This is a genomic window from Enterococcus sp. MSG3299, assembly GCF_050555765.1.
In the GTDB taxonomy this organism is placed as follows: domain Bacteria; phylum Bacillota; class Bacilli; order Lactobacillales; family Enterococcaceae; genus Enterococcus; species Enterococcus faecalis.
This window is the reverse complement of sequence record NZ_CP187869.1, coordinates 2,131,124-2,156,858: the sequence shown is the minus strand read 5'-3', so window position 1 is coordinate 2,156,858 and position 25,735 is coordinate 2,131,124. Positions and strand designations below refer to the sequence as shown.

The 25,735-nt window shown below is 36.9% G+C and carries 20 protein-coding genes; 16 read left to right on the top strand and 4 right to left on the bottom strand.

Translation table 11 applies throughout. From position 1 onward, the window contains the following. Positions 1-29 precede the first annotated feature (29 nt). The 10 genes from IGL23_RS10410 to elrE all read left to right on the top strand — a co-directional run bounded on the left by IGL23_RS10410 (position 30) and on the right by elrE (position 14,730). Entirely contained in the window at positions 30-656 is a 627-nt protein-coding gene (locus tag IGL23_RS10410; RefSeq protein ID WP_002356461.1) for a lysophospholipid acyltransferase family protein, read from the top strand. Between the two features lie 51 nt (positions 657-707). Next, a complete protein-coding gene (locus IGL23_RS10405; protein ID WP_002384089.1) occupies positions 708-1,976 on the top strand; it encodes an exonuclease SbcCD subunit D in 1,269 nt (422 codons plus the stop codon). Between the two features lie 4 nt (positions 1,977-1,980). Beyond that, complete coding sequence (locus IGL23_RS10400) at positions 1,981-5,118, top strand: SbcC/MukB-like Walker B domain-containing protein (protein ID WP_033594428.1); 3,138 nt, start codon at positions 1,981-1,983, stop codon at positions 5,116-5,118. Between the two features lie 19 nt (positions 5,119-5,137). Continuing rightward, on the top strand, positions 5,138-8,335 hold the full coding sequence (locus IGL23_RS10395) for a DEAD/DEAH box helicase (protein WP_002385707.1): 3,198 nt from the start codon (positions 5,138-5,140) through the stop codon (positions 8,333-8,335). Positions 8,336-8,402: 67 nt separating this feature from the next. Next, positions 8,403-9,296 (top strand): Rgg family transcriptional regulator ElrR, encoded by an 894-nt coding sequence (elrR, locus tag IGL23_RS10390; RefSeq protein WP_033594506.1) that lies wholly within the window; start codon positions 8,403-8,405, stop codon positions 9,294-9,296. A gap of 189 nt (positions 9,297-9,485) precedes the next feature. Further along, on the top strand, positions 9,486-11,657 hold the full coding sequence (gene elrA, locus IGL23_RS10385) for an enterococcal leucine-rich protein ElrA (RefSeq protein ID WP_010821065.1): 2,172 nt from the start codon (positions 9,486-9,488) through the stop codon (positions 11,655-11,657). 3 nt (positions 11,658-11,660) lie between these two features. Next, positions 11,661-12,029, top strand: coding sequence for an LPXTG anchor domain-containing protein ElrB (gene elrB, locus IGL23_RS10380; RefSeq protein WP_002384096.1), 369 nt, complete (start codon positions 11,661-11,663; stop codon positions 12,027-12,029). 1 nt (position 12,030) lies between these two features. After that, the gene (gene elrC / locus IGL23_RS10375) at positions 12,031-12,813 is read left to right on the top strand and encodes a WxL domain-containing protein ElrC (protein ID WP_002385709.1); all 783 of its coding nucleotides are present in this window, start codon (positions 12,031-12,033) and stop codon (positions 12,811-12,813) included. Between the two features lie 40 nt (positions 12,814-12,853). Beyond that, a complete protein-coding gene (gene elrD, locus IGL23_RS10370; protein ID WP_002388408.1) occupies positions 12,854-13,630 on the top strand; it encodes a WxL domain-containing protein ElrD in 777 nt (258 codons plus the stop codon). 74 nt (positions 13,631-13,704) lie between these two features. Then, entirely contained in the window at positions 13,705-14,730 is a 1,026-nt protein-coding gene (gene elrE, locus IGL23_RS10365; RefSeq protein ID WP_002362291.1) for a transmembrane protein ElrE, read from the top strand. A gap of 37 nt (positions 14,731-14,767) precedes the next feature. Here the strand turns inward: elrE and IGL23_RS10360 are convergent, their stop codons facing one another. Continuing rightward, positions 14,768-15,481 (bottom strand): HAD family hydrolase, encoded by a 714-nt coding sequence (locus tag IGL23_RS10360; protein ID WP_002368837.1) that lies wholly within the window; start codon positions 15,479-15,481, stop codon positions 14,768-14,770. A 327-nt stretch (positions 15,482-15,808) separates the two neighbouring features. Here IGL23_RS10360 and IGL23_RS10355 point away from each other — a divergent pair, with 327 nt between their 5' ends. Continuing rightward, a complete protein-coding gene (locus IGL23_RS10355) occupies positions 15,809-17,524 on the top strand; it encodes an ABC transporter ATP-binding protein (protein ID WP_002394119.1) in 1,716 nt (571 codons plus the stop codon). A 42-nt stretch (positions 17,525-17,566) separates the two neighbouring features. On the opposite strand, the gene trpS is transcribed toward IGL23_RS10355, so the two are convergent. Beyond that, entirely contained in the window at positions 17,567-18,577 is a 1,011-nt protein-coding gene (gene trpS / locus IGL23_RS10350) for a tryptophan--tRNA ligase (protein ID WP_002359559.1), read from the bottom strand. 359 nt (positions 18,578-18,936) lie between these two features. Between trpS and spxA the strand changes: the two genes are divergently transcribed. The 4 genes from spxA to pepF all read left to right on the top strand — a co-directional run bounded on the left by spxA (position 18,937) and on the right by pepF (position 23,468). Continuing rightward, a complete protein-coding gene (spxA, locus tag IGL23_RS10345; RefSeq protein WP_002356477.1) occupies positions 18,937-19,335 on the top strand; it encodes a transcriptional regulator SpxA in 399 nt (132 codons plus the stop codon). Between the two features lie 342 nt (positions 19,336-19,677). Further along, positions 19,678-20,340: an adaptor protein MecA gene (locus IGL23_RS10340; RefSeq protein WP_002356478.1), complete on the top strand. Its 663-nt coding sequence runs from the start codon at positions 19,678-19,680 to the stop codon at positions 20,338-20,340. A gap of 90 nt (positions 20,341-20,430) precedes the next feature. Further along, the gene (locus IGL23_RS10335; protein WP_033594429.1) at positions 20,431-21,609 is read left to right on the top strand and encodes a competence protein CoiA; all 1,179 of its coding nucleotides are present in this window, start codon (positions 20,431-20,433) and stop codon (positions 21,607-21,609) included. Positions 21,610-21,656: 47 nt separating this feature from the next. Further along, positions 21,657-23,468, top strand: a complete 1,812-nt coding sequence (gene pepF / locus IGL23_RS10330) for an oligoendopeptidase F (protein ID WP_002380671.1) — start codon at positions 21,657-21,659, stop codon at positions 23,466-23,468. Positions 23,469-23,559: 91 nt separating this feature from the next. Here the strand turns inward: pepF and IGL23_RS10325 are convergent, their stop codons facing one another. Together IGL23_RS10325 and IGL23_RS10320 are read right to left on the bottom strand one after the other, a co-directional pair. Next, positions 23,560-24,219 carry a ClpXP adapter SpxH family protein gene (locus tag IGL23_RS10325; protein ID WP_002356482.1) on the bottom strand — a complete coding sequence of 220 codons (660 nt, stop codon included), beginning with the start codon at positions 24,217-24,219 and terminating at the stop codon, positions 23,560-23,562. 63 nt (positions 24,220-24,282) lie between these two features. Then, on the bottom strand, positions 24,283-24,861 hold the full coding sequence (locus IGL23_RS10320; RefSeq protein WP_002356483.1) for a CYTH domain-containing protein: 579 nt from the start codon (positions 24,859-24,861) through the stop codon (positions 24,283-24,285). A gap of 196 nt (positions 24,862-25,057) precedes the next feature. Here IGL23_RS10320 and IGL23_RS10315 point away from each other — a divergent pair, with 196 nt between their 5' ends. Next, the gene (locus IGL23_RS10315) at positions 25,058-25,732 is read left to right on the top strand and encodes a GTP pyrophosphokinase (protein ID WP_002356484.1); all 675 of its coding nucleotides are present in this window, start codon (positions 25,058-25,060) and stop codon (positions 25,730-25,732) included. Positions 25,733-25,735 lie beyond the last annotated feature (3 nt).

Genomic DNA, 25,735 nt, shown 5'->3' with positions numbered 1-25,735 from the left:
GAAAGCGGAGAGAAGAAAGGAAGAAAATTATGTTTTTTACATTTATGCGTGGCGTGGTTCGCGTCATTTTATTTGTGATTAATGGAAATGCACATTATGAAAATAAAGAAAAATTACCAAAAGACCAAAACTATGTCTTAGTTGCGCCGCATCGAACATGGTGGGAACCGCTGTATTTAGCTGTTGCTGGCAGTCCTAAGAAGTTTAGTTTTATGGCAAAAAAAGAGTTGTTTAAAAATCCTGTTTTACGTTTCATTTTAAAACATGCGAATGCGTTTCCAGTGGATCGTGAGAAGCCCGGTCCCAGCGCGATTAAAACACCTGTCAAAATTTTAAAAAATTCTGATTTAAGTTTGATTATGTTCCCCAGTGGTACGCGTCATTCCTCAGAATTAAAAGGCGGGGTAGCCTTGATTGCTAAAATGGGGCGAGTACCTATCGTGCCATCTGTTTATCAAGGTCCGTTAACTTTAAAAGAGTTGTTTAAACGGAAAAAAGTAACGGTTCGTTTTGGGGAGCCAATCGATATTAGCGATATTAAAAAAATGGATAAAGACGGTTTAGCTGAAGTAGAACGTCGGATGCAAGAAGCATTTGATCAGTTAGATAAAGAAATTGATCCAACTTTTAAATATGAATCAACAGAAAAAGAATAAAACAAACCGCTACAGAATAGGAATGTTACTGGCAGGTAGTCTCATCAAAAGATGATGCTGCCTGTCTTTTTTCTTGCGTTAAGAAAAAAGTTTGTTAAAAATCTAATTCTTCTGTCCGATTTTCTTAAAAAATACCAGAAATTTGTTATAATAATAAGAAGGACTTTTTTAGGCGGTGAAAAAATGAAATTTTTACATACAGCAGATTGGCATATTGGCAAAAAATTACATGGTTTTGATTTGTTGGCAGAACAAAGGGAAGCCTTTAAACAAATCTTAGCAATTGCGAAAGAAGAGCAAGTGGATGCTGTTGTGATCGCTGGAGATTTGTATGATCGCTCTGTTCCAGCAGTTGAAGCAGTCGAGATTTTTAATGAAATGATGATTCAAATGAATCTCAAAGAGCATTTCCCCGTGTTAGCTATTTCGGGAAACCATGATAGCAGCACTCGTTTAGAAACAGGAGGCCCTTGGTTTAACCAAACGCAATTTCATTTGAATACGCGTTTAGAACAAGCTTTTCAACCAATTGAAATCGCCAATACCCAATTTTATTTGTTGCCTTATTTTGAACCGATTGCGGCTCGCTTATATTTTGAAGATGAAACGATTCGAACGATTCAGGCGGCGATGGAAAAAGTTGTCGCGAAAATGCAAGAATCTTTTCTCCCCAACAAAAAACAAGTGTTAGTTAGTCATTTTTTTGTCGCTGGCAGTGAAAAAACTGATTCTGAAACAAAATTAACAGTGGGTGGTTTGGATGTTGTACCGACGGCTTTGTTAGATCCTTTTGATTACGTCGCGTTGGGCCACTTACATGGAAAAAATGCGTTGCAGGCACCTAATGCTCGATACAGTGGCTCGCCTGTAAAATTTTCTTTATCAGAAATGACACAAGAAAAGGGTGTATGGCTTGTTGAAACAGAAACTGAAGTTCATTTTCAATTCCGTGCTTTGAAACCATTGCGAGACATTCAACAATTGACGGGCTCGTTTCAGCAGTTAACGGATCCCGCTTTTTATCAAGAAGTGAATCGGGAAAATTATTTACATGTCCAATTAACCGACCGAGCGATCATTCCCAACATGATGAATCAATTGCGAAAAATTTACCCCAAAATTATTGGGCTGGAACGTTTGAATGGTCGAGAAACAAGCAGCGGAAATCAGAAAAAAGTGGTACAAATAGAACAACGTTCACCAGAAGAACATCTGCATGACTTTTTTAACGATGTGACAGGAGAGGCCTTGACAGAACAACAAGCACAATGGGTCCAAGAAGAACTGAGTACACTTAATCAATTAGAAAGAGGGAAGTAACAGGATGAAACCATTATCTTTAACATTGAAAAACTTCGGACCGTATATTAATGAAACCATTGATTTTACGAAGTTTGAAGATTCTTCACTTTTTCTAATTAGTGGAAAAACAGGATCTGGGAAAACAACGATTTTTGATGGAATGAGCTATGCTTTGTTTGGTGAAAGTTCTGGGAAATTACGTTTAGGCAAAGAAATGCGTTCCACATTTGCTGACCCCTCAGAAGCCACTGAAGTTACTTTGCTTTTTAAACATAACGAGTTTCTCTATGAACTGAACCGACTTCCCGAACAAGAACTTTTTAAAAAACGTGGCACAGGAGTCCGTAAACAAAGTGCCAAAATTTCTTTAATTGTCAAAGATGCTCAAGGGAAAGAACTACGAGCCTATTCTAAAAGACGTGAAGTGGACGAACTCATTCAAGAATTATTACATTTGAATGCCAATCAATTTGCTCAAATTGTATTGTTACCACAAGGAGAGTTTCGGACTTTTTTAATTGCTAAAAGTGATGAAAAAGAAAAGGTTTTGCGTAATTTATTCGGAACAGAATTGTATCAGTTGTTCAGCGAAAATTTAAAAGAACGCTTAAAAATTGCCAATCAAGAAATTCAAGAAACCCAGCAAAAAATTGAACTGAAAACAGAACAGTTGCATTGGTCAGAAGAACCTGAACCGACAATGACACTTTTTGAAAAACTGCAATTATTAGAAAGCCAACAACAAGAGGCTCAGCAACAACTATTAGTTGAAAGAGAACAAATTGCAACCTTAAAACAAGCCAAACAAGCAAAAGAGCAAGTTCGTTATGCTATTGAAGAACGACAAAACTTGCAACAGCAAAAAGAAGAATTACTGGAAAAGAAAGCAAAACAAGCTGAACAGGAAACCGTCATTGAGCGGTTAAAGGAACAGATTCAGCAATTAAAATGGAGCCAAAAACAGCAATCTTTAGCTGAAAAAGTCTTTGAAAAACGAAGCGAAAAACAACAAAAAGAGCAAGAAACAAAGTCCAAACAACAAGCTCTTATGGAAACGCAACAAGCATTGACAGATTGGCAAGCAATCATGAGTGAGTTGGAAGAACAACAACCATTGATTGCTGAAAAACAAGAACGTCTTCAAACGATTCAACGTCAATTACCACAATACCAAGAATATGAACAGTTAGCCCAACAACAAATAGCAGAACAAGCCAATTATCAAGCCATTCAAAAAGAGTATGAATCTTGCCAACAGGAAAAAACAACATTAGCGGATAAAGTGGCGACAGCCAAACAATTTATTGAACAAGAAGGAACACTTGAAAAAGCAAATTTTGAATGTTCTAGTGTAGCAGATCATTGGCAAAATTTTGTAGAACGTTGGCAAAAAAATCAAAAAGCTTGGCAAAAAATTAGTCAAAACCAAGTGGAATTGCACGAGTTGACAAAACGGTTTGCTGTTGAACAGCAACAAAAAAGCGCCGAAGAAGCGAAGTTGCAGACAAAGAAAAGTCAATGGGCCTCTTTACAAATCCAACGATTAAGCTTGTTACTTGAAGAGGGGGAACCTTGCCCAGTTTGTGGCTCTTTAGAACATCCAAAGCAACAAACTCATCAAGAAGTTTCCTTAGAAGAGATTAATCAAGCGGAACGGGTATTAACGGAAGTTGAAAAAACGGTACAACGATTTACTGAAACGCTCTCTGCATTAGGGGCGGAAAAGCAACAGAAAGAAAGCCAATTACAAGAACAGGAAGCTGCGTATACTGAGGAACAAGAACAATTAGCAGCGCAGTTTGCTGACTTGCAGTTGCCGTTAACAGGACTAACTTTTTCACAAGTAACACCTGCAGAAATTGCGGAAGTTGAGTCGCAATTAGCTAAAGAAAAACAACAAATAGCACAAAAACTAACGGAAATTTCAGTCGAAAAGGACCGTCTGGCGGAACTAGAAGAACAAGTAGCTGAAAATTCTCAACGCTTTGAAGTGCTCCGACAACAAGTAGAAACAATGCAACAAAGTCTGGAAAGAATCACTATCCAGCAGCAAATGATTGCTAACCAATTATTGGATGCAACCGTCACATACGAAGAAATGACCAAACAACAAGCTTTGCTTCAAGAAGAACTCTCTGCATTTGAACGTCAAAAAGAAAACGTGACGACACAAGGAGAAACCTTGAAGAAAGAAGAAATGATCCTTGAAAGTACGTTGACGCATTTGGAGAAAGAACAACAAACACTTCAACAAACAGTCGCACAACTTGAGAGTCAGTTAAACGCAGTTTTAACGGAACAAGGAGTGACAGAGGACCAATTGACGGAGTGGTTGAAAGAGGTACCGACACTAGAAAGTCAGCAAGAACAAATTGCTTTATTTGAACAAGAGCAAACCCAACTGACTATCCAACTCGCTGAAATTGAGAAAAAATTATCTAGTGATACGTTCCCAGAATTATCTTTAATCATCACAGAAATTGAACAAATAACACAACAAATTGAAGAACAAGAAAAAAAATACTATCAACTGCATGAAAAAATGCTGAACAACCAACAGTTGGTTCAAGAAATTAATGCGCAAAGAACAACAATTGAAGACAAGTTTGAGGAAGTTGCTGCACTACAACAGTTGGCAGATACGGTGAATGGCAATAATCCTAAAAAAATTAGTTTTGAACGATATATGTTACAAACGTATTTAGAAAGAGTGCTGACAGTCGCTAATCAGCGTTTAGACCGCCTGACCAATAGTCGTTATCAATTTGAATTGAATCACGAAGCAGGCAGTTATCGGAATCAAACGGGGCTAGAAATCAATATTTATGATGACAATTCGGGGACGGTGCGCAGTGCTCACACGTTATCAGGCGGGGAAAGTTTTATAGCAGCGTTAGCTTTGGCACTTTCTTTAGCAGAAGTGATTCAAGAACAAGCAGGCGGAGTCTTAATTGATGCGTTGTTTATTGATGAAGGCTTTGGTTCCTTAGATGAAGAAGCATTGGAAATGGCAATGGAGGCGTTAGAAACGATTGAAAATGAAGGCCGCATGATTGGGATTATTAGTCATATTGGCGAATTAAAAGCACGAATTCCACAACAATTACAAATAAAAAGCAATGGGAATGGTCAAAGTACCGTTCACTATCAGCTAGCTTAGTAGAAGAGGAGGTGAGTCGATGAAATGGAGTATTCCAGAGCGAATCGTTGAACAAGGACGCGAATATATGCAAGAAGGCCGGGTCTTATCTATCGTTCAAAATCCAGAAAAAAGGATCTGGTTGTCTGAGGTTTTAGGGGAAGAACTTTATCTTGTTGAATTGGATGGTACCGCCAAAGAACAAGATGTTTGTGAATGTCAATATTGGATGGAACATGGCTATTGCAAGCATACAGTGGCAGTTGAACTAGCACTGAAACAACGAGGCGTGTCAAGAATTATTCAAGCGAATCAAACAGTCAGTTTTGAGAAAACAAATCGATCAACAGCTGAAATGTTTACCAAAGGCTTTGCCAAATTAAGCAAAGCTTCTGCCGAAGTTCCCTTGCAGCCTTTACGTTTAGAATTTCATTTAGATGTGATTGAAACGAATAATTACTATCCAGAATTATCAACGATTGGTCTTTCTTTAAAAATTGGTTTGGAAGGCACCAAACCTAAAACATATATTGTGAAAAATATTGGTGATTTTTTACAAGCATATGAAAAAGAAATGACTTTTATGGTGAATAAGCAACACCAATTTACTTTGCTACATGATTCTTTTTCAATGGAGATTCAAGAAATTTTAACAGAACTTGCGGCAATTTATCATACCAGCCAATTATTAGGTGCAAACGGTATTCAAGTTAAAGGGAAAATCGACAAACGTTATCTATTATTACCAATTGATCGCAGTCAATCGTTAGTTGAAAAAATGAATCGAACGGGTCAGTTTATATTGACCAATCAAACGCATAAGTATCGCTATCTAACGTTCAAAGAAACCAGTTTGCCACTTACGTTTACAGTGCAAAAAACCGAGGAACAAAGCTTCAAATTAACTATTCAGAATCCTATTACAACGTTTCTAGCCCACTATCACTGGGCGATTGCGGATCAAACGGTTTATTTACTAACAGAAGAGCAGGAAGCCATCTACACCACGTTACTTCAATTAATGAAACGCTTGGAAGAGCCGTCAATTATTTATGAAAAAGAAACAGTTTCTGATTTATTTAGTGAAGTGTTACCATTATTGGAAAAAATTGGTCGAGTGTCTGTTGAAGAATCAGTTGAAGAATTAGTCGTCCATCATCCTTTAAAAGCAGTCTTTATTTTTAAGAAAATTAAAGGTCGGATTAATGCTCGGATTGACTATCACTATGGAGAAGTCATTTTCTCGACAAACCCGAAATATGCTCAATTACCTGAAGACAATCAAGAAATCGTTCGAGATAAAGCAAAAGAAACAGCAATTAAGCAACAATTTCAACAGTTTGCCTATCAGCAAACAACCACAGGCTTTGAAAAAGTCTTACCTGCTGGGGAGTCCTTGTATTATTTCTTTAAAGCCGAGGTTCCAGCTTTCCGTCAATTAGGAGAAGTTCGGATGGGACGGAAATTACGGGAATTGTATTTAGATGCCCAGCATCATCAACCAACGATTGAAGTTGCGGAAGGGGATTCTTGGTTAGATATTCGGTTTGATGTCACTGGCATTGATGAAACCGAAATCGATGCAGTATTGACTAGTCTGCTACGTAATGATGCTTTTTATACGTTAAAAAGTGGTGAAATTCTTGCTTTTGACTCAGAGGAATTTTTCCATACAAGTGCAATTTTAACGAAGCTGCGAAAAAATATGCATCAAGAAGACAATGTCATTCATGTGCCCAAAAACCAAGGCCTCATGATCGAAAGTTTATTAGAAGACAACGAGCGGGCACATTTTTCAGATTCCTTTAAAAAAATGGTCACGGATTTAACGCATCCAGAAAACTTTGAAGCGCAAGTCCCCAAATCCTTACAAGCAACGTTACGCCATTACCAAGAAACAGGGTATAAATGGCTGAAAATGCTTAGCCATTATCAATTTGGCGGTATTTTAGCTGATGAAATGGGTTTAGGGAAGACACTGCAAACCATTACCTATTTACTTTCGGAAAAAGAAGAAGAGCGCTTGAAAGGGACAGCTTTGATTGTCGCTCCTGCAAGTTTAACCTATAACTGGTTAGCCGAAGTCAAACGTTTTGCGCCAACCTTAAATGTTCAAGTGGTTTCTGGCAATCGCCAAGAACGAGCAGCGCTTTTACAAAATAGCACCGAAGATATTCTGATTACTTCTTATGCAAGTATGCGACAAGATGTTCAGCTTTATCAGGAAATGCGTGTCGGCTATTTGATTCTAGATGAGGCCCAAATGGTTAAAAATAGTGGGACTAAAACGGCGCAAGCCTTAAAAAGTTTAAAAGTACCCCAACGTTTTGCATTAAGTGGCACACCAATTGAAAATAATTTAGATGAACTGTGGTCAATTTTTCAAATGATCTTACCGGGATTGTTCCCAGGCAAAAAAGCCTTTCGAGAAATTAAGCCGGAAGAAATTGCCAAAATGATTCAACCATTCATTTTACGACGAGACAAGAAAACGGTGCTCGCAGACTTACCAGAAAAAATTGAAAATAATATGTACAGTGTCTTAACAGAAGAACAAAAAACGGTTTATTTGGCCTATCTAAAACAAATGCAAGCAGATGTCAGTCAAATGGATCAGGCGACCTTCAAGAAAAATCGCATGAGTATTTTAGCAGGCTTGACCCGTTTACGACAAATCTGTTGCGATCCGCGTTTGTTTATTGAGGATTACACGGGAGGTTCTGGCAAAGTGGAACAAGTCAAAGACTTTTTAGTGGCTGCCAAAGAAAACAATCGTCGTGTCCTATTATTTTCTCAGTTCACAAGTATGCTTTCTATCTTAGAAAAAGAATTGAATGAATTAGGTTTAGAGACGTTCTATTTACGAGGAAGTACGAAGCCTCAAGATCGTTTAACGATGGCGAATGCCTTCAATGAAGGAGAAAAAGATGTCTTCTTAATTTCATTGAAAGCAGGGGGAACCGGACTAAATTTAACTGGTGCAGATACAGTTATTTTATACGATTTATGGTGGAATCCCGCAGTCGAAGAACAAGCGGCTGGTCGGGCGCACCGCATGGGACAAAAAAAGGTTGTTGAAGTGTGGCGGATGATTGCAGAAGGAACGGTTGAAGAAAAAATGAATTCCTTACAGCAAGAAAAACGCGAGCTGTTCCAAAAAGTGATTCAAGGAAATGAAGAGCAATTAGCGAAAATGACGGAAGAAGATATTCGCACAATTTTAAGCATTGGGGAATAGCCGTTCAACTTAGTTGCTATCTTATTTAAAGAGAAATGGAGTAATTCGTTTGAAACAAAAAGAATATATGGAATATCGGCCGCTAGGTGAAGAAATTGAACGGATTCGTAAAGGGAAAAATATTCCTCTGCGTGTCTTTGATGAAAATGGTGTTTCTAGTCGAAGTTATCAACGCTTTGTCCAAGGAAATAGTGAGTTGCGTATTTCGGATTTAGCCATTATTGTCGAAATCTTGTCTATTTCGCCGATGGAAATGACAGAAAAATTAACGCCAATGTCCAAAACAGTTTTAGCTAAGGAGCAGTTTAATCAAGCAATCTTTAGTAAAAATTTTCAAGAAAGTAGTCGAATCGTTGCAGATTATCGGGCGTATTATGATAAATCGTCTTTTGCTTTAGGAAAGCAAGAAGTAATGTATTCGATGTTGGCGTTGGAATATCTTTTTAACCCTCAAACGGTTGTGACAAAAGAGGAAATTATTGCATTAGAAAATCAGATTCTGGAACGATTAATTAATGCCGATGTGTATACTATTTTTAATTTGAAATTTTTAGCATTACAAAAAAACGTTGGCTTGCAGCCGTTTCCAACTTCGTTACTTTTTCGTGTACTACAATCTGTCAATGAGCGGGAAATTATTGATATTCGCTCACTAGAAATTATCGAGCAAGTAATTATTGATTTTTTATTTGCGGCGATTGTCAGCCAAAATGTTCCCCATATTCTTCATGTATTAAGCATGTTTAAAGAATATGAAGTGGGTGAAAATAACTGGCGAATGATCCTCTGGAAAAAAATAGAAATGATTTTAACCAATGAAGAAATATTCGCAGATTGGTCAATCTTTAAAGAACAAATCCTTTTATCTATCACATTGTTTTTACCAAAAGCCAAACAAGAATTTTTTGCTGGGCAATTGGAAAAAATAGAGGATAGTTTAAAAGAAATAAAAGAAAACTAGGCATAATTGAGAATTTGTCATAATACATTCTGGTTGTGTTTAGCGACAAAGAGCGCCAAATAGGGGTATAAAACCCTATTTGGCGCTCTTTGTCTTGTCTATACAAATTAATTTGGACAGTTTGTCGTAATTGAACCCATTTTCAGTTGATATTCACTATAATTAAGAAAATATCAGGAGGTGAAGTTTATGAAAAAAATGTGCATCTCCGCAGTTAGTGCCTTACTTTTGGGTAATAGTTTGCTACTTCCTGTAACAACTTTCGCCGAAACGACCGAAACAATCGCATCCTCCAGTGAAGAAAATGTTTCATCTGTTTCAGAAGAAAAGATTCCAGAAACTTCATCGGCAGAAGAGCAAAATTCAGCAACCAGTAGTTCGGAGATTCCCCAATCAGAAGAGTTAACGACTGTTGAAACAAGTGAAGAGCCGCCAAATGAAGCACTAGCGATAACGGAAGCACAACTGATGATGCCCCAATTATACGCAGGTGCTGTCTTAGATAAAGCGACGCCTATCAGTACACTATTTCCTGATCCAGCCTTTGCGGAAAATATCAGAAAACAGTTAAGCAAATCTCGGACCTCTAATACTGTCACCCAAGCAGAATTGGATAAACTGAATAAAGTTATTTTAGAAAATGTCGTTGTTTCTAATGTGGAAGGAGTTCAATACCTAAGAAACTTAGAAGAATTATCTTTTCAAGATTCGCTCAATGTAACAGATTTGAGTCCTTTTGCTAAAGGTGAATTTAAGCTATTACGTTTTTTATATATGAGAAACAATAAAATAGCTGATCTTAGTCCGTTAGGTCAAGCAGGATTAATTAGTTTAGAAGGCTTGTATGTTGAGAACAATCAATTAACTACATTAAATGGACTTGAAGGAATGCCTGCTTTAAAAAATTTAAGTATCCAAAATACGACAGATCATCCGTCAAAAATCACGCCGAATAATCGAGTGACTTCCTTCGACCCGCTTCGTTCTCTTCGTAATTTAGAAACCATTTGGGCTGCCAATAATCAGATTGCTACTTTAGATGGGCTTACGGAAGCAAATAACCTACTCCGTCTTTATGTGGAAAATAATCAATTAAAAACAATTGCGCCCTTGGCGAATAAACAACGTCTAGAAGAGTTGAGTATTATGAATCAAACGATTGCTAGTCTGGAAGCTTTAAGCACTGTTCCTAATCTGCGTGTACTGTATGCAAGAAACAATCAAATTTCTTCCTTGGCACCGTTAGAGAAAACACTCAATCTAACAGTTTTAGATGTGGGAGAAAATCAAATTTCAGATATCAGTCCGTTAAAAGGCTTAACGGCCATTACAGGGCTAGATGTATCTAATCAAATGATTATCTTATCTTCTGTCGATTATATTGCTGGGAAACCACTGCAATTAAAAAATAAGGTGGTATCTCGTGATGGTCAACTATTTCCACCGCTGACGATTAGCCCTTATGGAAGTTACGATGCCACAAAAGGACTGTTTGAATGGAATTTACCCAAAGCTCATGAAGGCGTTTCTTATATCTGGGAATCAACAGATAAAGCATACTTAGGGAACTTTTCTGGAACAGTCGTCCAACCTGTCAAAGAAGTTTTCTTAAGTGAAACGAAACTATCTTGGTCAAAAGAGCGTATAGAAAAGTCGATGGAAAAAACAATCGATATTGATGACTTTCAAAAAACAGCCCTGCCTTTTTATTGGCAAGATGTCGATGCTGGGAATAGATTACAATTTATTGTCAAAAAAGAGGGCCAAGAAATCCAGAAATTAGCAGATGAAACAACCACTAATTCTAAAACATTTAAGGAAAAAGCCTTGTTATTACCAGAACTAACTTATGGAAAACAGCAGTTGGTCGTGGAAGTCTATGATAAAGGCTACAAGATTGATGAATTAGCGCTAACAGTCACTGTGGTTGGCTCTGTCAGGTTCAAAACGGTACCCACAGCGATTTCCTTTGGGAATGAGCTGCAAATCGCTAGTAGCACGACCCAATATCCAATTGTTTCCATGGATCAACCATTAGTGATACGAGATACTCGTCAAACAGGGAATAATTGGTCGCTTGCACTAACCGTTACTTCTGATTTCAAATCTGAATCAGGTGCTACGTTGCCGAATATTTTAAAATTTAGAACCAACCATCGCTTACAGGACATTCCAGAAGGCCAATCGATTCTTGTTCACAACCAAGTCAATGGACATCAAGAAACAAATATTTCTGATCAATGGAAAGAAAATGACCAAGAGTTGTTATTATCTGTTCCTGGAGGGACGGCCAAAGCAGAAGAATACGAAGCAAAACTAACTTGGCACTTGATGGACGTACCTGATGGCAGTGCAAAATAGGGGGTGAGTCTTATCAAAAAAATAGTTAGCGGTGTATTGCTATTAGGATTGATTTCATCAGTTGATGTATTTGCTGAAACAAATGCCTATCCGACAAATGCAGAAGTTTCTTTTTATGGCGAGTATGAGCCACCAGCCAACAAAGAAAAACCAGATGGTAAGATACCACAGCGTTTCCCCAAGCAGTCGGAAGCAATCCCAGCAATGAGTGGAGAATCATTGAAGCATTCAACAAGTAAAACGGTTGATCAAAAAGGCTCAGGCTTCTTACCTCGAACTGGTACTAAACAGCAACAAATGTTTAATTATCTCGGAATAATAGTCATCTTTATGGCTAGTTTTATTTTAAAAAAAAGAAAGAAGGAACAATAAAATGAAAAAAATTATCTTAGCAACAATCCCCGCTATCACTTTAGGCGTGGCTATTGCACCAGAAGTGAATGCAGAAGAAAAAAACTATGAATCAAATGCTATCGTTGAATTTACACCGGATGCCTCTATCAACAAACCAGTCGATCCAGTGAATCCAGATACCGAAAAACCTGTTGAACCCTTTGATCCAACGACACCAGACACAGGCAATAAGCCAAATGAAGGAACAACTGGTCCACTAAGTATCGATTATGCTTCTAGTCTAGACTTTGGCAAAAATAAAATTTCAAATAAAGATGAAAAATATTATGCAAATCCACAATACTTTTTCTTGGCAGACGGTTCTGGTCCTGATTTGACTAATCCTAAACCAAATTATGTACAAATTTCCGACAAACGCGGAACGAATGCCGGTTGGGCCTTAACAGTTAAACAAGAAACACAATTAACAGCGACAAAAGAAACATTAAATAAAGTTTTAGACGGTTCAGAAATTAAATTAAGTCAAAACAAAGCAGTGTCTAATTCCAAAGCAGTCACACCAACTGCGCATGAAGTAACTTTAGTAGCTGGCGATTCATCAAATGTGATGTCTGCCGCTGAAGGTCAAGGTTCTGGAACTTGGCTTAGTGCGTTCGGTGGGATTGAAAAAGTGGAAGTTGACGGTGAAAGCGTAGATAAAAATACAGCGATCACATTAACTGTACCAGGAGCAACACCAAAAGATGCTGTTCAATACAAAACTGTTTTAACATGGACAATCGCTGATTTACCAAGCGTATAATTATTGAAACTATAACATATAGAAGAGAAGGAGCACTAATATGAAAAAAATGACCATCGCAAGCAGCTTAATTTTAGCAACCATCGCGGTAGGAACACTACCAGTTCAAGCAGAGGAAGTGGCTAATCGCGACACAGATGCTATTGTAAAATTTAAAGCACCAGATGAAAAAGATCCCAACAGCAAAAATCCTGTAGTGGATCCAGAAGACAAAGACGGCAAAGATCCTGTGACACCTATCGACCCAGTAAATCCTGACAAACCAGTTGATGAAGGTTCTACAGGTCCCTTAACCTTGGACTATGCTTCAAGTTTAAACTTTGGTGAAAATATCATCAGCACAAAAGATGAAACCTATTTTGCATCAGCACAAGTTTTAAAAGATAAAAATAATGTTGAAAAAACGGGCCCATTATTTGCTCAAATTACAGATAATCGTGGAACTTTAGAAGGCTGGACTTTATCTGCAAAACAAAATTCTGCATTTACTTCTGCTACAAAAGGTCAGACGCTTGAAGGAACTGAAATTGTCTTTCAAAATGCTTCAGCTGTGACAGCAGGACAAAGCGCTGCACCAACAAGTTTAGCGAGCGTAACTTTTGGTACAGTGGGTGAAAGTCATAACGTGATGGTAGCCGCAACAGATCAAGGTGCTGGGAAATGGTCATACTTATACGGCAATGCTAGTTCAATTGCTGAAGTTGACGGCCGTCAAGTAATGAAAGATGTTCAATTAAAAGTGCCAGGTAAATCAGTTAAATTAAACGATGCCTACAAAACAACAATTACTTGGACATTAGCTAATACGCCAGTATAAAAAGAACCTTTTTGGAGAAAGGAAAAGGGGAACTCAGCCTTTCTCCTTTACATAGAAATGGAGTGTAGAGCGAAATGAAAAATAGATATTTTATTCTGATGATTCTAAGTTTTTATTTCTTTGCTTTTGGGATTGAAACCTCAGCAGCAGAATTACGATTTAGTGTTGAAACAGAAATTCCAGAAAACCAAATAGATAAAACAAAAACATATTTTGATTTAATGATGAAACCAGACCAAGAACAAATTTTGAAAGTTCGAGCGGCCAATAGTACAGATGAAAATTTAGTGATTGATGTTAGTGTGAAGTCGGCCACAACAAACAGCAATGGAGTGATTGAATATGGTGAGTCGTTGACAGCATTAGATAAATCTGCACCAGCAGATTTATCAGAAATCATTCAACTGAAAGACGGCGGTGAGAGTGTAGAATTGCCTGCTAAAAGTGAAAAAGTAGTTGAACTACGAGTGAAGATGCCGAAAGAAGAATTTTCAGGTCAACTAGCGGGCGGAATCACGTTTAGTGAAAAAGTTGATGAAACGAAAGACAAGCAAAAAGAAAATACAAACGGCTTAGCAATTGAAAATCGCTATGCCTATACAGTAGCTGTTTTACTTCGAGAAAATGAAACAGTTGTACAACCAGAATTGTCTTTAGAGAAAGTTGAACCGACGCAAAGAAATGCGCGCAGTGTTATTTCTGCAACACTGCTAAACCATGAAGCAGCCTATCTTCAATCAATGAAAGTAACGGCAAATGTTAAAAATAAGAAAACAAATAACGTTATTTTAGAGAAAGAACAAGAAGATATGCAAATGGCGCCCAATTCAATTTTTAATTTCCCTATTCCTTATGAAGAAAATGAAATGGAAGCTGGGACGTATGTATTGGCAATGACTGTGGAAGGATCAGGAAAAAAATGGCAATTTACGAAAGAATTTACGATCTCAAAAGAAGAAGCAAAAACATTTAATGAGAAAGATGTAACCGTCAAAAAAACGGAATCTAAACTTATTTATCTCTTAATCGGTTTATTGCTCCTTTTACTGATAATCTGCCTGTTCATCATTTTACGTCTGAAAAAACAAAAAAATAAATAAAAAAAGCCGTTCTTCAATTTGAAGAGCGGCTTTTTTTTTAAAGATTAAATAATTTCTCCACAGTCGGACAAAGTTCGGTGAAACAAGTGACTTCTGCAAGGTGTGATGCAGGTTGGCAACTTGGTAGTTCACGAGAGCGGTGGTTAAACCAAAGAGAATGCCAGCCACCATTACGTGCGCCTACAATATCATTGTCATAACTATCACCAACATATAAAGTATGTTCAGGTTCCATACAAAATTGATTACAGGCTAAATCAAAAATTTCCTTTTCAGGTTTTTGGAAACCCGTACTTTGAGAAATAATGATATTTTGGCTTGGAACCCATTTTTCAAGATTCAATTGTTTAACTTTTTTAAATTGATGGTCTGTTGGACCATTTGTAATAATCCCCATCGGAATTTCTTTCTCTTGTAAAGTATCAAGAAGCTTAGTAACTTCTGGATGCATCGTAATATTATCCAATTCTTCTTCATAAACTTGTTGGAAAATTTTTCCTTCTTCTTGTGAAATTCCTGGATAGTTTAGATCCTTTAATGTTTCATTCATCCGGAAAAACCGCATGAAATCTAGGGACCATTCATTGGCTAAAACTTTCGGAAACGTTTCATCGCTGTGGTGTCTAAAACGAAGATACAATTCATGCATATCCTCTGTCGCAACGTTTGGGAAAATTTTAGACATCGCATTTCGAAAGGGTTGTTGCTGATCGTACAGCGTGTCATCAACATCAAAAACAATGGTTCTCATTTAACAAGTGCACCTCTTAACTTTTTTACAAAACTTTTCATATGTTATATTGTAGCTGATATTTTCACAAATAAATAGAGTATTTTTCACTGTATTTCAAGGTTTTGTACAGAAATCAAAGCCTTGCGGGAAAAGACAATTATAGTTATTTTTACCGAAAAAATGGAAACGATAAATGAAAAAATATTCTGATAATGAAAAGTTTGTGAAAATGATTTTGAGTCAAAGTTACTTAAATAACACGTGTTCTGATAGAAGTTAGAATTTTGCAAGAGACAGTCTTTTTCCGTATAATGAATGAGAATGAAGGGGGAGAGTTAGGGAGTTATGTTAAAGCGTTTTTTTGGGTATTATCGACCTTATCGTCGATTATTTATTTTGGATTTTGGGTGTGCCGTTTTTGCGGGGCTGTTAGAGTTGGCTTTTCCAGTAGCAGTCAACCAAGTAATTGATAAGATTATGCCAAAAGGAGATTTTCGCCTCATTGCATTAGCTAGTGCGGGCTTATTTGCATTTTATATAATCAATACGTTTTTACAATTTATTGTGGTTTATTTTGGTCATATGTTAGGCGTGAATATTGAAACAGATATGCGTGAAGAATTATATCAACATCTTCAAACACAACCGTTTGAGTATTATGATAATCAAAAAACAGGGAAATTAATGAGCCGTTTGACCACTGATCTTTTTGAAATTTCGGAAGTGGCGCATCATGGTCCAGAAGACGTCTTTATTACGATTATGACGTTAGCAGGTTCTTTTTTATTAATGTTAACCATTCACGTGAAATTAGCCATCGCTACGTTTATTTTATTGCCATTTATCACGATTGCGCTAGGCTATTTTAATAAAAAAATGACAAAAGCGAATACGGATATTTACGATAATTTAGGTGAATTTAATGCTGGGATTGAAGCGTCAGTAAGTGGGATACGTGTCACGCAATCTTTTGCAAATGAACCATTTGAACGAAAACAGTTTAATTATTTAAATCAAATGTATCGAAAATCGAAATTATATTTTTATAAGGTGATGGGTGTCAGTTCCGCCTATAATTACTTATTAATTCGTCTGATAAATTTATTTTCATTAATTTTTGGTGCGTATTATACAATTAAAGGAGAAATTACAGAAGGTCAGTTTGTAGGGTTTATTTTATTAGCCAATATTTTTATTCGGCCGATTGAAAAAGTCAACAATATGATTGAAAGCTATCCCAAAGGATTTGCTGGCTTTAAACGTTTTACGGAAGAAATGGACAAACAACCGTCCATCAAAGATTTGCCAGGAGCTGTTGCTGTTTCACATTTAGAAGGAACGATTGCCTATAAAGATGTTTCATTTGCTTATGAAGATGGCACAAAAGTTTTAGACCATATCAATTTAAAAATTCAACCTGGTGAAACCGTTGCTTTCGTTGGACAAAGTGGTTCAGGAAAAACGACCTTGTGCAATCTGTTGCCTCGTTTTTATGAAGTCAGTAGTGGTGAAATTACGATTGACGGTAGAAATATCCAGCAAATGACCTTGGCTTCATTACGTAAGCAGATTGGAATTGTTCAACAAGATGTGTTTTTATTCCCTGGAACATTACGAGAAAATATTGCTTATGGGAATTTAAATGCTACAGAAATAGACATTCAACAAGCGGTGAAATTAGCACATTTAGAACATGTAATTCAGCTAATGCCAGATGGCTTGGACACAATTATTGGCGAACGTGGCGTGAAATTATCGGGCGGTCAAAAGCAGCGAGTGGCAATTGCGCGAATGTTCTTGAAGAACCCGCCGATTTTAATTCTAGATGAAGCGACTTCTGCATTAGATACAGAAACAGAGCAAGTGATTCAAGAGTCATTAAACTCGTTAGCTGACGGGCGAACAACATTAATTATTGCCCACAGACTGGCAACGATTAAACATGCTGATCGAATAATCGTAGTGAGTGACCAAGGAATTTTAGAAGATGGAACACATGAAACTTTGTACGCGCAAAGAGGTCACTATCGTCGCTTGTACGATGCTCAATTTAGAACATAAAAAACCCGCGAATAAAACTTCGCGGGTTTTTATTATGTTTAGTTAGCGCCGAACTTTTCTTCCCAAACCAACAGCATTTTTCATTCGTTGAAGTGTTTTGTTGGCTACCTGGCGAGCGTTTTCTGCACCCTCATCTAAAATCATATCTAATTCTTCTGAAGCTAGAAGCTCTTGGTAGCGCACTTGAATAGGTTCTAATAAGGCAACTACTGCTTCTGCTAAATCTGCTTTGAAGTCTCCATAGCCTTTGCCTTCGTATGCTTGAACAAGTTCCTCAACAGTTTGACCTGTCGCAGCAGAATAAATATTTAGTAAGTTAGTAATGCCAGGCTTTTCTTCTTTATTATATTCAATTACACCAGTTGAATCAGTTACGGCAGAGCGGATTTTTTTGCGAATCACTGCTGGCTCATCAAGCATTGAAATAAAGCCCTTCACATTTGTATCAGACTTACTCATCTTTTTCGTTGGTTCCTGTAAGCTCATAATTCGACTACCTTGCTCAGCGATTTTTACTTCAGGCATCGTTAAAATTTCTTGATTTTTTTGGGCGTAACGTTTGTTGAAGCGTTCCACAAAATCACGTGTTAATTCTAAGTGTTGTTTTTGATCATCTCCGACTGGCACTAAGTCAGCGTTGTACAACACGATATCACCAACCATTAATGGAGGGTATGTTAAAAGACCAGCGCTTACGCCAGCACGACCATTTTTTTGCGATTTATCTTTAAATTGTGTCATTCGCTCTAACTCACCAATAGAAGTATTGCACTGAATGATCCAACCAGCTTCTGCATGGGCACTCACTTCAGACTGTATGAAAATTGTTGCTTTTTGTGGGTCTAAACCAACCGCTAGGTAAAGAGCTGCTAAGCTACGAATTTGCTGGCGTAGCTTTTGCGGTTCTTGGGGAACGGTAATGGCATGTTCATCCACAATACAAAAATAACAATTGTATTCATTTTGTAATTCGATAAATTGTTTCATTGCACCAATGTAATTTCCGATTGTCGGAGTACCACTGGGCTGAATACCAGAAAAAATTGTTTTCATTAAATAACCACCTGACTTTAGACTTAAGATAGTGAATAGTTCTATTATACATTTTATTAGAAAAAAATACATGGGAACTTCTTGAAAAATCACCAAGAGAAGTAAATTATAACAGCAACCATGAAAATAGAAAACTGTATTACTTTTTTACAGAATTATAACGAATATCCATAAAATTTCATAAAAATTAACCCTAATTTTACACGGATGTAATGAAGGAAAAATAAACAAAGTTAATAAAAAATGTTTAAAAACCCCTAGTATTTTTATTAGAAATTAGGTATACTGGTTTTAAATAGAGGAACAGTACAGTTCCCTGTTTCAGAAACGCGATGATTCGCGAAAAGGAGTGATGCACAATGTTGACACTTTATACTTCCCCAAGTTGCACGTCATGTCGTAAGGCTAGAGCCTGGTTGCAAGAGCACGAAATTCCTTTTAAAGAAAGAAATATTTTTTCTGAACCTTTAAATATTGAGGAATTAAAAGCAATTTTAATCATGACAGAAGATGGAACAGAAGAGATTATCTCTACTCGCTCTAAAGTTTTCCAAAAATTAAATATGGATTTGGACGAGCTTCCACTTCAAGATCTATTAGAGTTGGTTCAAGAAAACCCTGGATTGTTGCGTCGGCCAATTATGATTGATGAGAAAAGATTACAAGTCGGTTTTAACGAAGATGAAATTCGTCGATTCTTACCAAGAGATGTTCGACAACTGGAATTGCGCCAAGCACAATTAATGGCAGGTTTATAAAAAATATAAAATTTTGTTCTTTATTTGTTAATTGTAATAAAGAACGATTCATATGAATTTAGGGCCAGGGATTTTTATCTCTGGCTTTTTAATACATATTTAGAACTTGTATTCATTTGATTTGGCAGAACGTGGTCAAGGAAAAATAGTATCTTTTTTGGAGAGACTGCGTTAAGATGAAGAGGTAGAAGGAGCGAAAAACCAATCGTTAAAAAAGTTCAAAGTTTATAAAACGTTCGCTAGTTTTCGAGGATTTATAGACTTTCCACTTTACTTTTGTGTAGTTTTCGCTACAATGAACGTAAGAAGTTTCCTGATTGAAGCAAAGAGAGGTGTAGCGCTATGGAAATGGAACATATTAATGAAAATACGATTCGTGTGTTAATTGGCAACGAAGACCTGGCGGATAGAGGGATTACTTTTCTTGACTTACTAGGAAACCACAAAGATGTTGAAAATTTCTTTTATAGTATTTTAGAAGAAGTTGATGTCGAAGATGAATTCCAAGGTAGTGAAGCAGTCACTTTCCAAGTCTTGCCTAAAAATGATGGTTTAGAACTGTTTATTAGTAAAAATGTCGCTATGGACGACTTGTCTTCCTTAGAAGGTCTGAGCGAAGTCAATGCAGATGTTAGCGAATTGATTCGCAAACAAATTGAAGCAGACAAAGCAGCCGCCGATGAACTTGATGAGATGGAAGCCACAGATGAAACAAACAGAAATGTAATCTTTGAATTAGATAATTTTGAAGCGATGATCCAATTATCCAAAGAAGTCTTCATGCAATCTGTTTTGACTAACTTATACACGTACAACGATCGTTATTACTTACAAGTTTTGTTCTTAACCGATGAATTAGAAAAAACAAATGTTGACAATGAAATTGCACAGATTTTAGAATTTGCTCATAAAACAACTGTCACTCAGGATACTTTAGTCGAATATGGCACTTGTATTATGGAACGCAGTGCGTTGGAATTAACACGTTATTACTTTAATGATTAAGCAAAAAAGCAAAAACTTTCGGGTTTTTGCTTTTTTTTTTTGATGAAAATTAAGAAACTTTACGTAGTTTATTTATGAGAGGTGAAAATCATGTTAACAGCTTTAACGGCAGACAACCAAGAGTTATTTTCTTTAATCGATTGCTCGATTGATGAATTAACACAGATACGAAGCGAACAAGCTTTTGTGTGTCCAATGTGTCATCAATCGGTCATTTTGAAGGCAGGCCCCATTAAAATACCCCATTTTGCTCATCGTAAAAAGAATAGTTGTTGGTACGAAGCAGAAGCTGAAACAGAAGAACACCTCCGCTTGAAGCAGCTTTTTGCGGAAAAGTGTTTACGCGAAAAGCTGTCCTTTCAAGTTGAGGCATACTTACCCAACTTGAAGCAACGCCCAGATTTACTCATTGGCAAGATAGCCATTGAAATTCAATGTAGTCCATTGCCAATTAAACGTTTGGTGGAACGGACGGAGACTTATCAAGCTCATGGCTATCAAGTTGTTTGGATTTTAGGTGAACGATTAGTGCCTAAAGACAAGCTCACGCAATTAACGAAACAATTTCTTTACTTTTCGGAGTCCTTGGGGTTTTATTTATGGACGGCCAATAAGAAACAAGAACGAATAGAATTACTTTGTCATATTGAAGAGAGTCAATGTCAACAATTTTATAGAAGAAAACAATCATGGGATTTTTACGAAAAACAATTACTAGAAATCTTCCGACTACCGACTGCTAATTTAAATTTACTGCCAGATAGACGGCACACTGGCCAATTGATGCATGATTATTATCAAAAATTGACGCAACAACTTGGTTACAGAAATGATCAGTTGCTTAGAACACAGAGCTTTTTATATACGAAAGGTTGTCACCTTCTCCAGTTACCTCCTTGGTTTTACTATCCTGGATTGAAGCTATTACCTTCTTCTGAAGAAGATATTCATTTAAAAATGCTTGTTTGGGAAGCACTAAAAACCAAAGAAGGGCGTTTAGTGACCAAACAGGAACTATGGCGTATCTTGGAAGCTAGTTTTTTGGAAGAAGGGAACTTTATTTGGCAACCGCTGCCGAATATTGGCTTAAAAAAGCTTTTTAAAATCGTGGGGAATAGCTTATTGAGCTGGTTACAAGAATGTTATGTGTTAATTAAAGTAAACAATAAGTACCTAATAACTAGTATTTTCCTAAGAGAAGATCCTGAAAAGCTCATTCATTGGCTAAAAAAAGTGAAAAAACAACATTTTTTTAGTCACACGTGTTAAATTATGATAGTATAATGAGTAAAACGTTTCTTAAAGGAGAGTAAACTATGAGCGAAATTAAACAATTACCAACACGTGATGAAGTTCCAACTCCATTGACTTGGGATTTAACCAAAATTTTTAAAGATGATGCTGCTTTTGATGTTGCGTATAATCAGTTGACAGAGGAGCTAAATCAAGCAGAGTCATTTAAAGGTACCTTAGGGAATGGCGCAGAAGCTTTTCTAGCTGCGTTAGAATACGTTTTAGATGTCTATCGAAAAGTGGAAACATTATATGTCTATTCTCATTTAAAAAATGATCAAGACACTACAAATACAGCTTACCAAGCTTTATATGCCAGAGCTAGTTCTTTATATGCACAAGTTAGTGAAGCTGTTTCTTGGTTTGACCCAGAGGTTTTAACATTAAGTGATGAACAAATCTGGGGATATTTTGAAGAGCAGCCGAAATTAGCTGTTTATCGTCACTATATTCAAAATATTTTAGATGAACGTCCCCATGTTTTATCGATGGAACAAGAAGCTTTACTGGCGGGGGCTAGTGAAATTTTTGGTGCCTCAAGTAATACATTTTCAATTTTAAATAATGCAGATTTAGAATTTCCAACTGTGCAAAATGCTGAAGGCGAAACGATTCAACTTTCTCATGGCGTTTATGGTCAATTAATGGAGAGTGTCGATCCATCTGTTCGTGAAGCAGCATTTAAAGGTTTGTACAAAGTGTACAAACAATTTAGAAATACATTAGCCTCAACTTTAGGTGCACATGTTAAAACACATAATTATAAAGCAAAAATTAGAAATTATGATTCTGCTCGGGCAGCATCTTTAGCAAGTAATCATATCCCTGAAAGTGTTCACGAAACATTAGTAGCTGTAGTAAATAAACATTTACCTTTGCTACATCGTTATGTAAAATTAAGAAAAAAATTATTAAACGTAGAAGAATTACACATGTACGACTTGTATGCGCCTTTGCTAGGTGAAGCACCAATTCGTTACAGCTATGAAGAAGCAAAAGAAAAAGCAATTGAGGCTTTAAAACCACTAGGTGAAGACTATTTATCTATTGTTAAAGAAGCTTTTTCAAGTCGCTGGATTGATGTGATTGAAAATCAAGGAAAACGAAGCGGCGCATATTCTTCAGGAGCTTATGATACAGCCCCATACATTTTAATGAATTGGCATGATAGTTTGGATCAACTATTTACATTAGTCCATGAGATGGGCCATAGTGTTCATAGTTACTATACAAGAAATAATCAGCCGTATGTTTATGGCGACTATTCAATTTTCTTAGCTGAGATTGCTTCAACCACAAATGAAAATATTTTAACAGAATATTTATTACAAACAGAAACAGATCCTAAAGTACGTGCGTATGTCTTAAATCACTATTTAGACGGCTTTAAGGGAACCATTTTCCGTCAAACCCAATTTGCGGAATTTGAACATTTTATTCACACGGAAGATGCTAAAGGCACGCCATTAACAAGTGAATATTTGAGTGAGTATTATGGCGAGCTCAATGCTAAATATTATGGACCAGAAGTAGTTAGAGACGAAGAAATCAGTTACGAATGGGCGAGAATTCCACATTTTTATTACAATTACTATGTTTATCAATATGCAACTGGCTTCTCAGCCGCTTCGGCATTGTCTAAACATATTTTAGCTGGAGAAGAAGGAGCTTTAGAGAAGTACCTTAACTACTTGAAAGCAGGAAGTAGTGACTTCCCAATTGAAGTGATGAAAAAAGCGGGCGTGGATATGACACAAGCCGCGTATATCGAAGATGCAATGAAAGTTTTTGAAGAACGTTTAACGGAATTAGAAGCTTTGGTTGAAAAATTATAGACAAAGAAGTGGGATATAAGTCATTTGGACTTATATCCCACTTTTTAACTCTTAAGATAATTGGTTAACAGCTTTCGTCGCAGCATCTTTTTTATAATAAATGTAAATGTCCATTTGGAAAATGATAATTGGAGCGACGTTTAAATTCAAAGGTTGCGTCACCTTGGTCCAGCAACGGTTCGTTATGTGGATGGACACGACAAAGTTGTTTAATTTCATCCATGTTTTCAAAATTTTCGACTAAAATGCCGAAATCGTTCTCGCAAGTATAGTTGTAAACGACTGCGGTAGGATGTTGTTTAATCCCCATTTCTCGAGCAACTTTTTGGTCGGTTTGGAAAGATTCTTTGACAAAATCGGATTGTCGGTCTTTACGATACATATCAATATCCCCGCCGGCCGCTAGAAGTAGTTCTTCTGATAACTCAGGAGAGTAAGCTAGACCGTCTTCAGCTACTGCTTTTTGTAAGCCAATCAACAATTGTCGGCCTTTTTTTCGGCCTTGTAACTGTGCTGCTTTATAGTCAAGAGCGGCTGAGTATAAATCTTCAAAAATTCGATTCCGTCGTTTAATGTCATTAATCGGAATATGTTGACGACTCAAAAATTCATTGATCGTTTTCATGTTTAATAAAGGAATAAAGCGCAATTGTATTTTCTTCTTGTCGTTAACAGACAATTGTATAATTTCTTTTTCAATTTCTAAACAGACGCCGCCTAAAGGATTGACGAACAAATAAATTTCAACCATTCATACTTCCTCCAATGCCATGCTTTTTCAAATACAGGTGCCAGAACGTCAGTGCTTCGAATACTAAGGGGCAGTGGTCCGCATCATGCGTTGAATCTTGTTAGGTGCAAGCGTAATGGGAATGTTCAAATCAGCCATTAATGTTTGAAACGCTTGCTTGCCGCTTTCAGCTTCAGTAACTTCTAACTCTAATTCAAAATCGTGCTGTTGGTTATACCAACTTTCGTCTAACGCAAGTAGTCCTTGAGGAATTTGTTTTTCTGCACGTGCTGTTTTTAATGAACCAATTAAATGGATCGAGGCGATTTCAATACCTAATTCTTGTAATTTCTTCGCCACAGCCCCCTCAGTAGGGAGGTGATTCCTTTTGATAAAGTGGTTCGCCGTCTCAAGCGATAAAGGGTCATTGATTTCTAATAATCCTTCTGGCGCAGGAACTTTTAAGGTTAACTCACCACGATCTGCTAATACGCGAATTCTTAAGCCCATTCGTTGTGCTTTTAATTGAAAATCGTCCGTATCAAAATAATGATTTGTTTGCGTAAAAAAGTCCGTTTTTTGAATAGCAAAATGGTCGATTAATCGTTTGAAATCTTGCGGACTAACTAATGTTTTAAATTCAATTTCTAAGTGCTCACTCATGGGGTTCTCTCTCTTTCTTAAATCACTCCAATTTTCACATATTATATAGGTTTCCGTCAAGAAAAGTGGTCTTCTCTGTGAAAATTTTTTCTAATGAAAGGCGTTTGGAAATCAAATAGCGAATAACACCCTATTTTAGGGAGGACTGTGGTAAAATAATCAGTGAATGAAATTCAAGGAAATTGAGGGATCTACCATGGAACGAGAGTGGGAGCTGTTTTTAGCGCCATATGAACAGGCGGTCAGCGAATTAAAAGTAAAACTACGAGGTATTCGTAAACAATTTCGGGAGCAAGATAAACACATACCAATTGAATTCGTTACAGGACGTGTGAAACCAGTAGATAGTATTTTGACAAAGACGGCTATTCGGCATATTCCTTTAAATCGGATTGAAGAAGAAATGCAAGACATTGCTGGTTTGCGGATTATGTGCCAATTTGTGGAAGACATTTACCAAGTAGTCGCACTTTTAAGAAATCGTAAAGACTTAAAAATTGTGGAAGAACGGGACTACATTGAAAATAAAAAAGAAAGTGGCTATCGTTCGTACCATGTGGTGGTGGAATATCCTGTGCAATTAGTCACCGGGGAAAAGATTATTTTGGCCGAAATCCAAATTCGGACACTTTCCATGAATTTTTGGGCAACGATTGAACATTCTTTGAATTATAAATATCAAGGTGTCTTTCCTGAAGAAATGAAAGAACGCCTTCAGCGAGCGGCAGAGGCAGCCTATTTATTAGATGAAGAAATGTCATCTATTCGTGAAGAAATTCAAGAAGCACAACATTACTTCTCTCATGGCCGTGGATTGCTAGAAAACGAATACTATAAGCAAATTAAAAACGAAACACCAGAAAATCAGTAAAGG

What these genes read in the sequence shown, in the direction of transcription:
- IGL23_RS10410 (WP_002356461.1), top strand. Translation starts at nt 30, where the DNA reads ATGTTTTTTACATTTATGCGTGGCGTGGTTCGCGTCATTTTATTTGTG.
- IGL23_RS10405 (WP_002384089.1), top strand. Translation starts at nt 708, where the DNA reads ATGATGCTGCCTGTCTTTTTTCTTGCGTTAAGAAAAAAGTTTGTTAAA.
- IGL23_RS10400 (WP_033594428.1), top strand. Translation starts at nt 1,981, where the DNA reads ATGAAACCATTATCTTTAACATTGAAAAACTTCGGACCGTATATTAAT.
- IGL23_RS10395 (WP_002385707.1), top strand. Translation starts at nt 5,138, where the DNA reads ATGAAATGGAGTATTCCAGAGCGAATCGTTGAACAAGGACGCGAATAT.
- elrR (WP_033594506.1), top strand. Translation starts at nt 8,403, where the DNA reads ATGGAATATCGGCCGCTAGGTGAAGAAATTGAACGGATTCGTAAAGGG.
- elrA (WP_010821065.1), top strand. Translation starts at nt 9,486, where the DNA reads ATGAAAAAAATGTGCATCTCCGCAGTTAGTGCCTTACTTTTGGGTAAT.
- elrC (WP_002385709.1), top strand. Translation starts at nt 12,031, where the DNA reads ATGAAAAAAATTATCTTAGCAACAATCCCCGCTATCACTTTAGGCGTG.
- elrD (WP_002388408.1), top strand. Translation starts at nt 12,854, where the DNA reads ATGAAAAAAATGACCATCGCAAGCAGCTTAATTTTAGCAACCATCGCG.
- elrE (WP_002362291.1), top strand. Translation starts at nt 13,705, where the DNA reads ATGAAAAATAGATATTTTATTCTGATGATTCTAAGTTTTTATTTCTTT.
- IGL23_RS10360 (WP_002368837.1), bottom strand. Translation starts at nt 15,481, where the DNA reads ATGAGAACCATTGTTTTTGATGTTGATGACACGCTGTACGATCAGCAA.
- IGL23_RS10355 (WP_002394119.1), top strand. Translation starts at nt 15,809, where the DNA reads ATGTTAAAGCGTTTTTTTGGGTATTATCGACCTTATCGTCGATTATTT.
- trpS (WP_002359559.1), bottom strand. Translation starts at nt 18,577, where the DNA reads ATGAAAACAATTTTTTCTGGTATTCAGCCCAGTGGTACTCCGACAATC.
- spxA (WP_002356477.1), top strand. Translation starts at nt 18,937, where the DNA reads ATGTTGACACTTTATACTTCCCCAAGTTGCACGTCATGTCGTAAGGCT.
- IGL23_RS10340 (WP_002356478.1), top strand. Translation starts at nt 19,678, where the DNA reads ATGGAAATGGAACATATTAATGAAAATACGATTCGTGTGTTAATTGGC.
- IGL23_RS10335 (WP_033594429.1), top strand. Translation starts at nt 20,431, where the DNA reads ATGTTAACAGCTTTAACGGCAGACAACCAAGAGTTATTTTCTTTAATC.
- pepF (WP_002380671.1), top strand. Translation starts at nt 21,657, where the DNA reads ATGAGCGAAATTAAACAATTACCAACACGTGATGAAGTTCCAACTCCA.
- IGL23_RS10325 (WP_002356482.1), bottom strand. Translation starts at nt 24,219, where the DNA reads ATGGTTGAAATTTATTTGTTCGTCAATCCTTTAGGCGGCGTCTGTTTA.
- IGL23_RS10320 (WP_002356483.1), bottom strand. Translation starts at nt 24,861, where the DNA reads ATGAGTGAGCACTTAGAAATTGAATTTAAAACATTAGTTAGTCCGCAA.
- IGL23_RS10315 (WP_002356484.1), top strand. Translation starts at nt 25,058, where the DNA reads ATGGAACGAGAGTGGGAGCTGTTTTTAGCGCCATATGAACAGGCGGTC.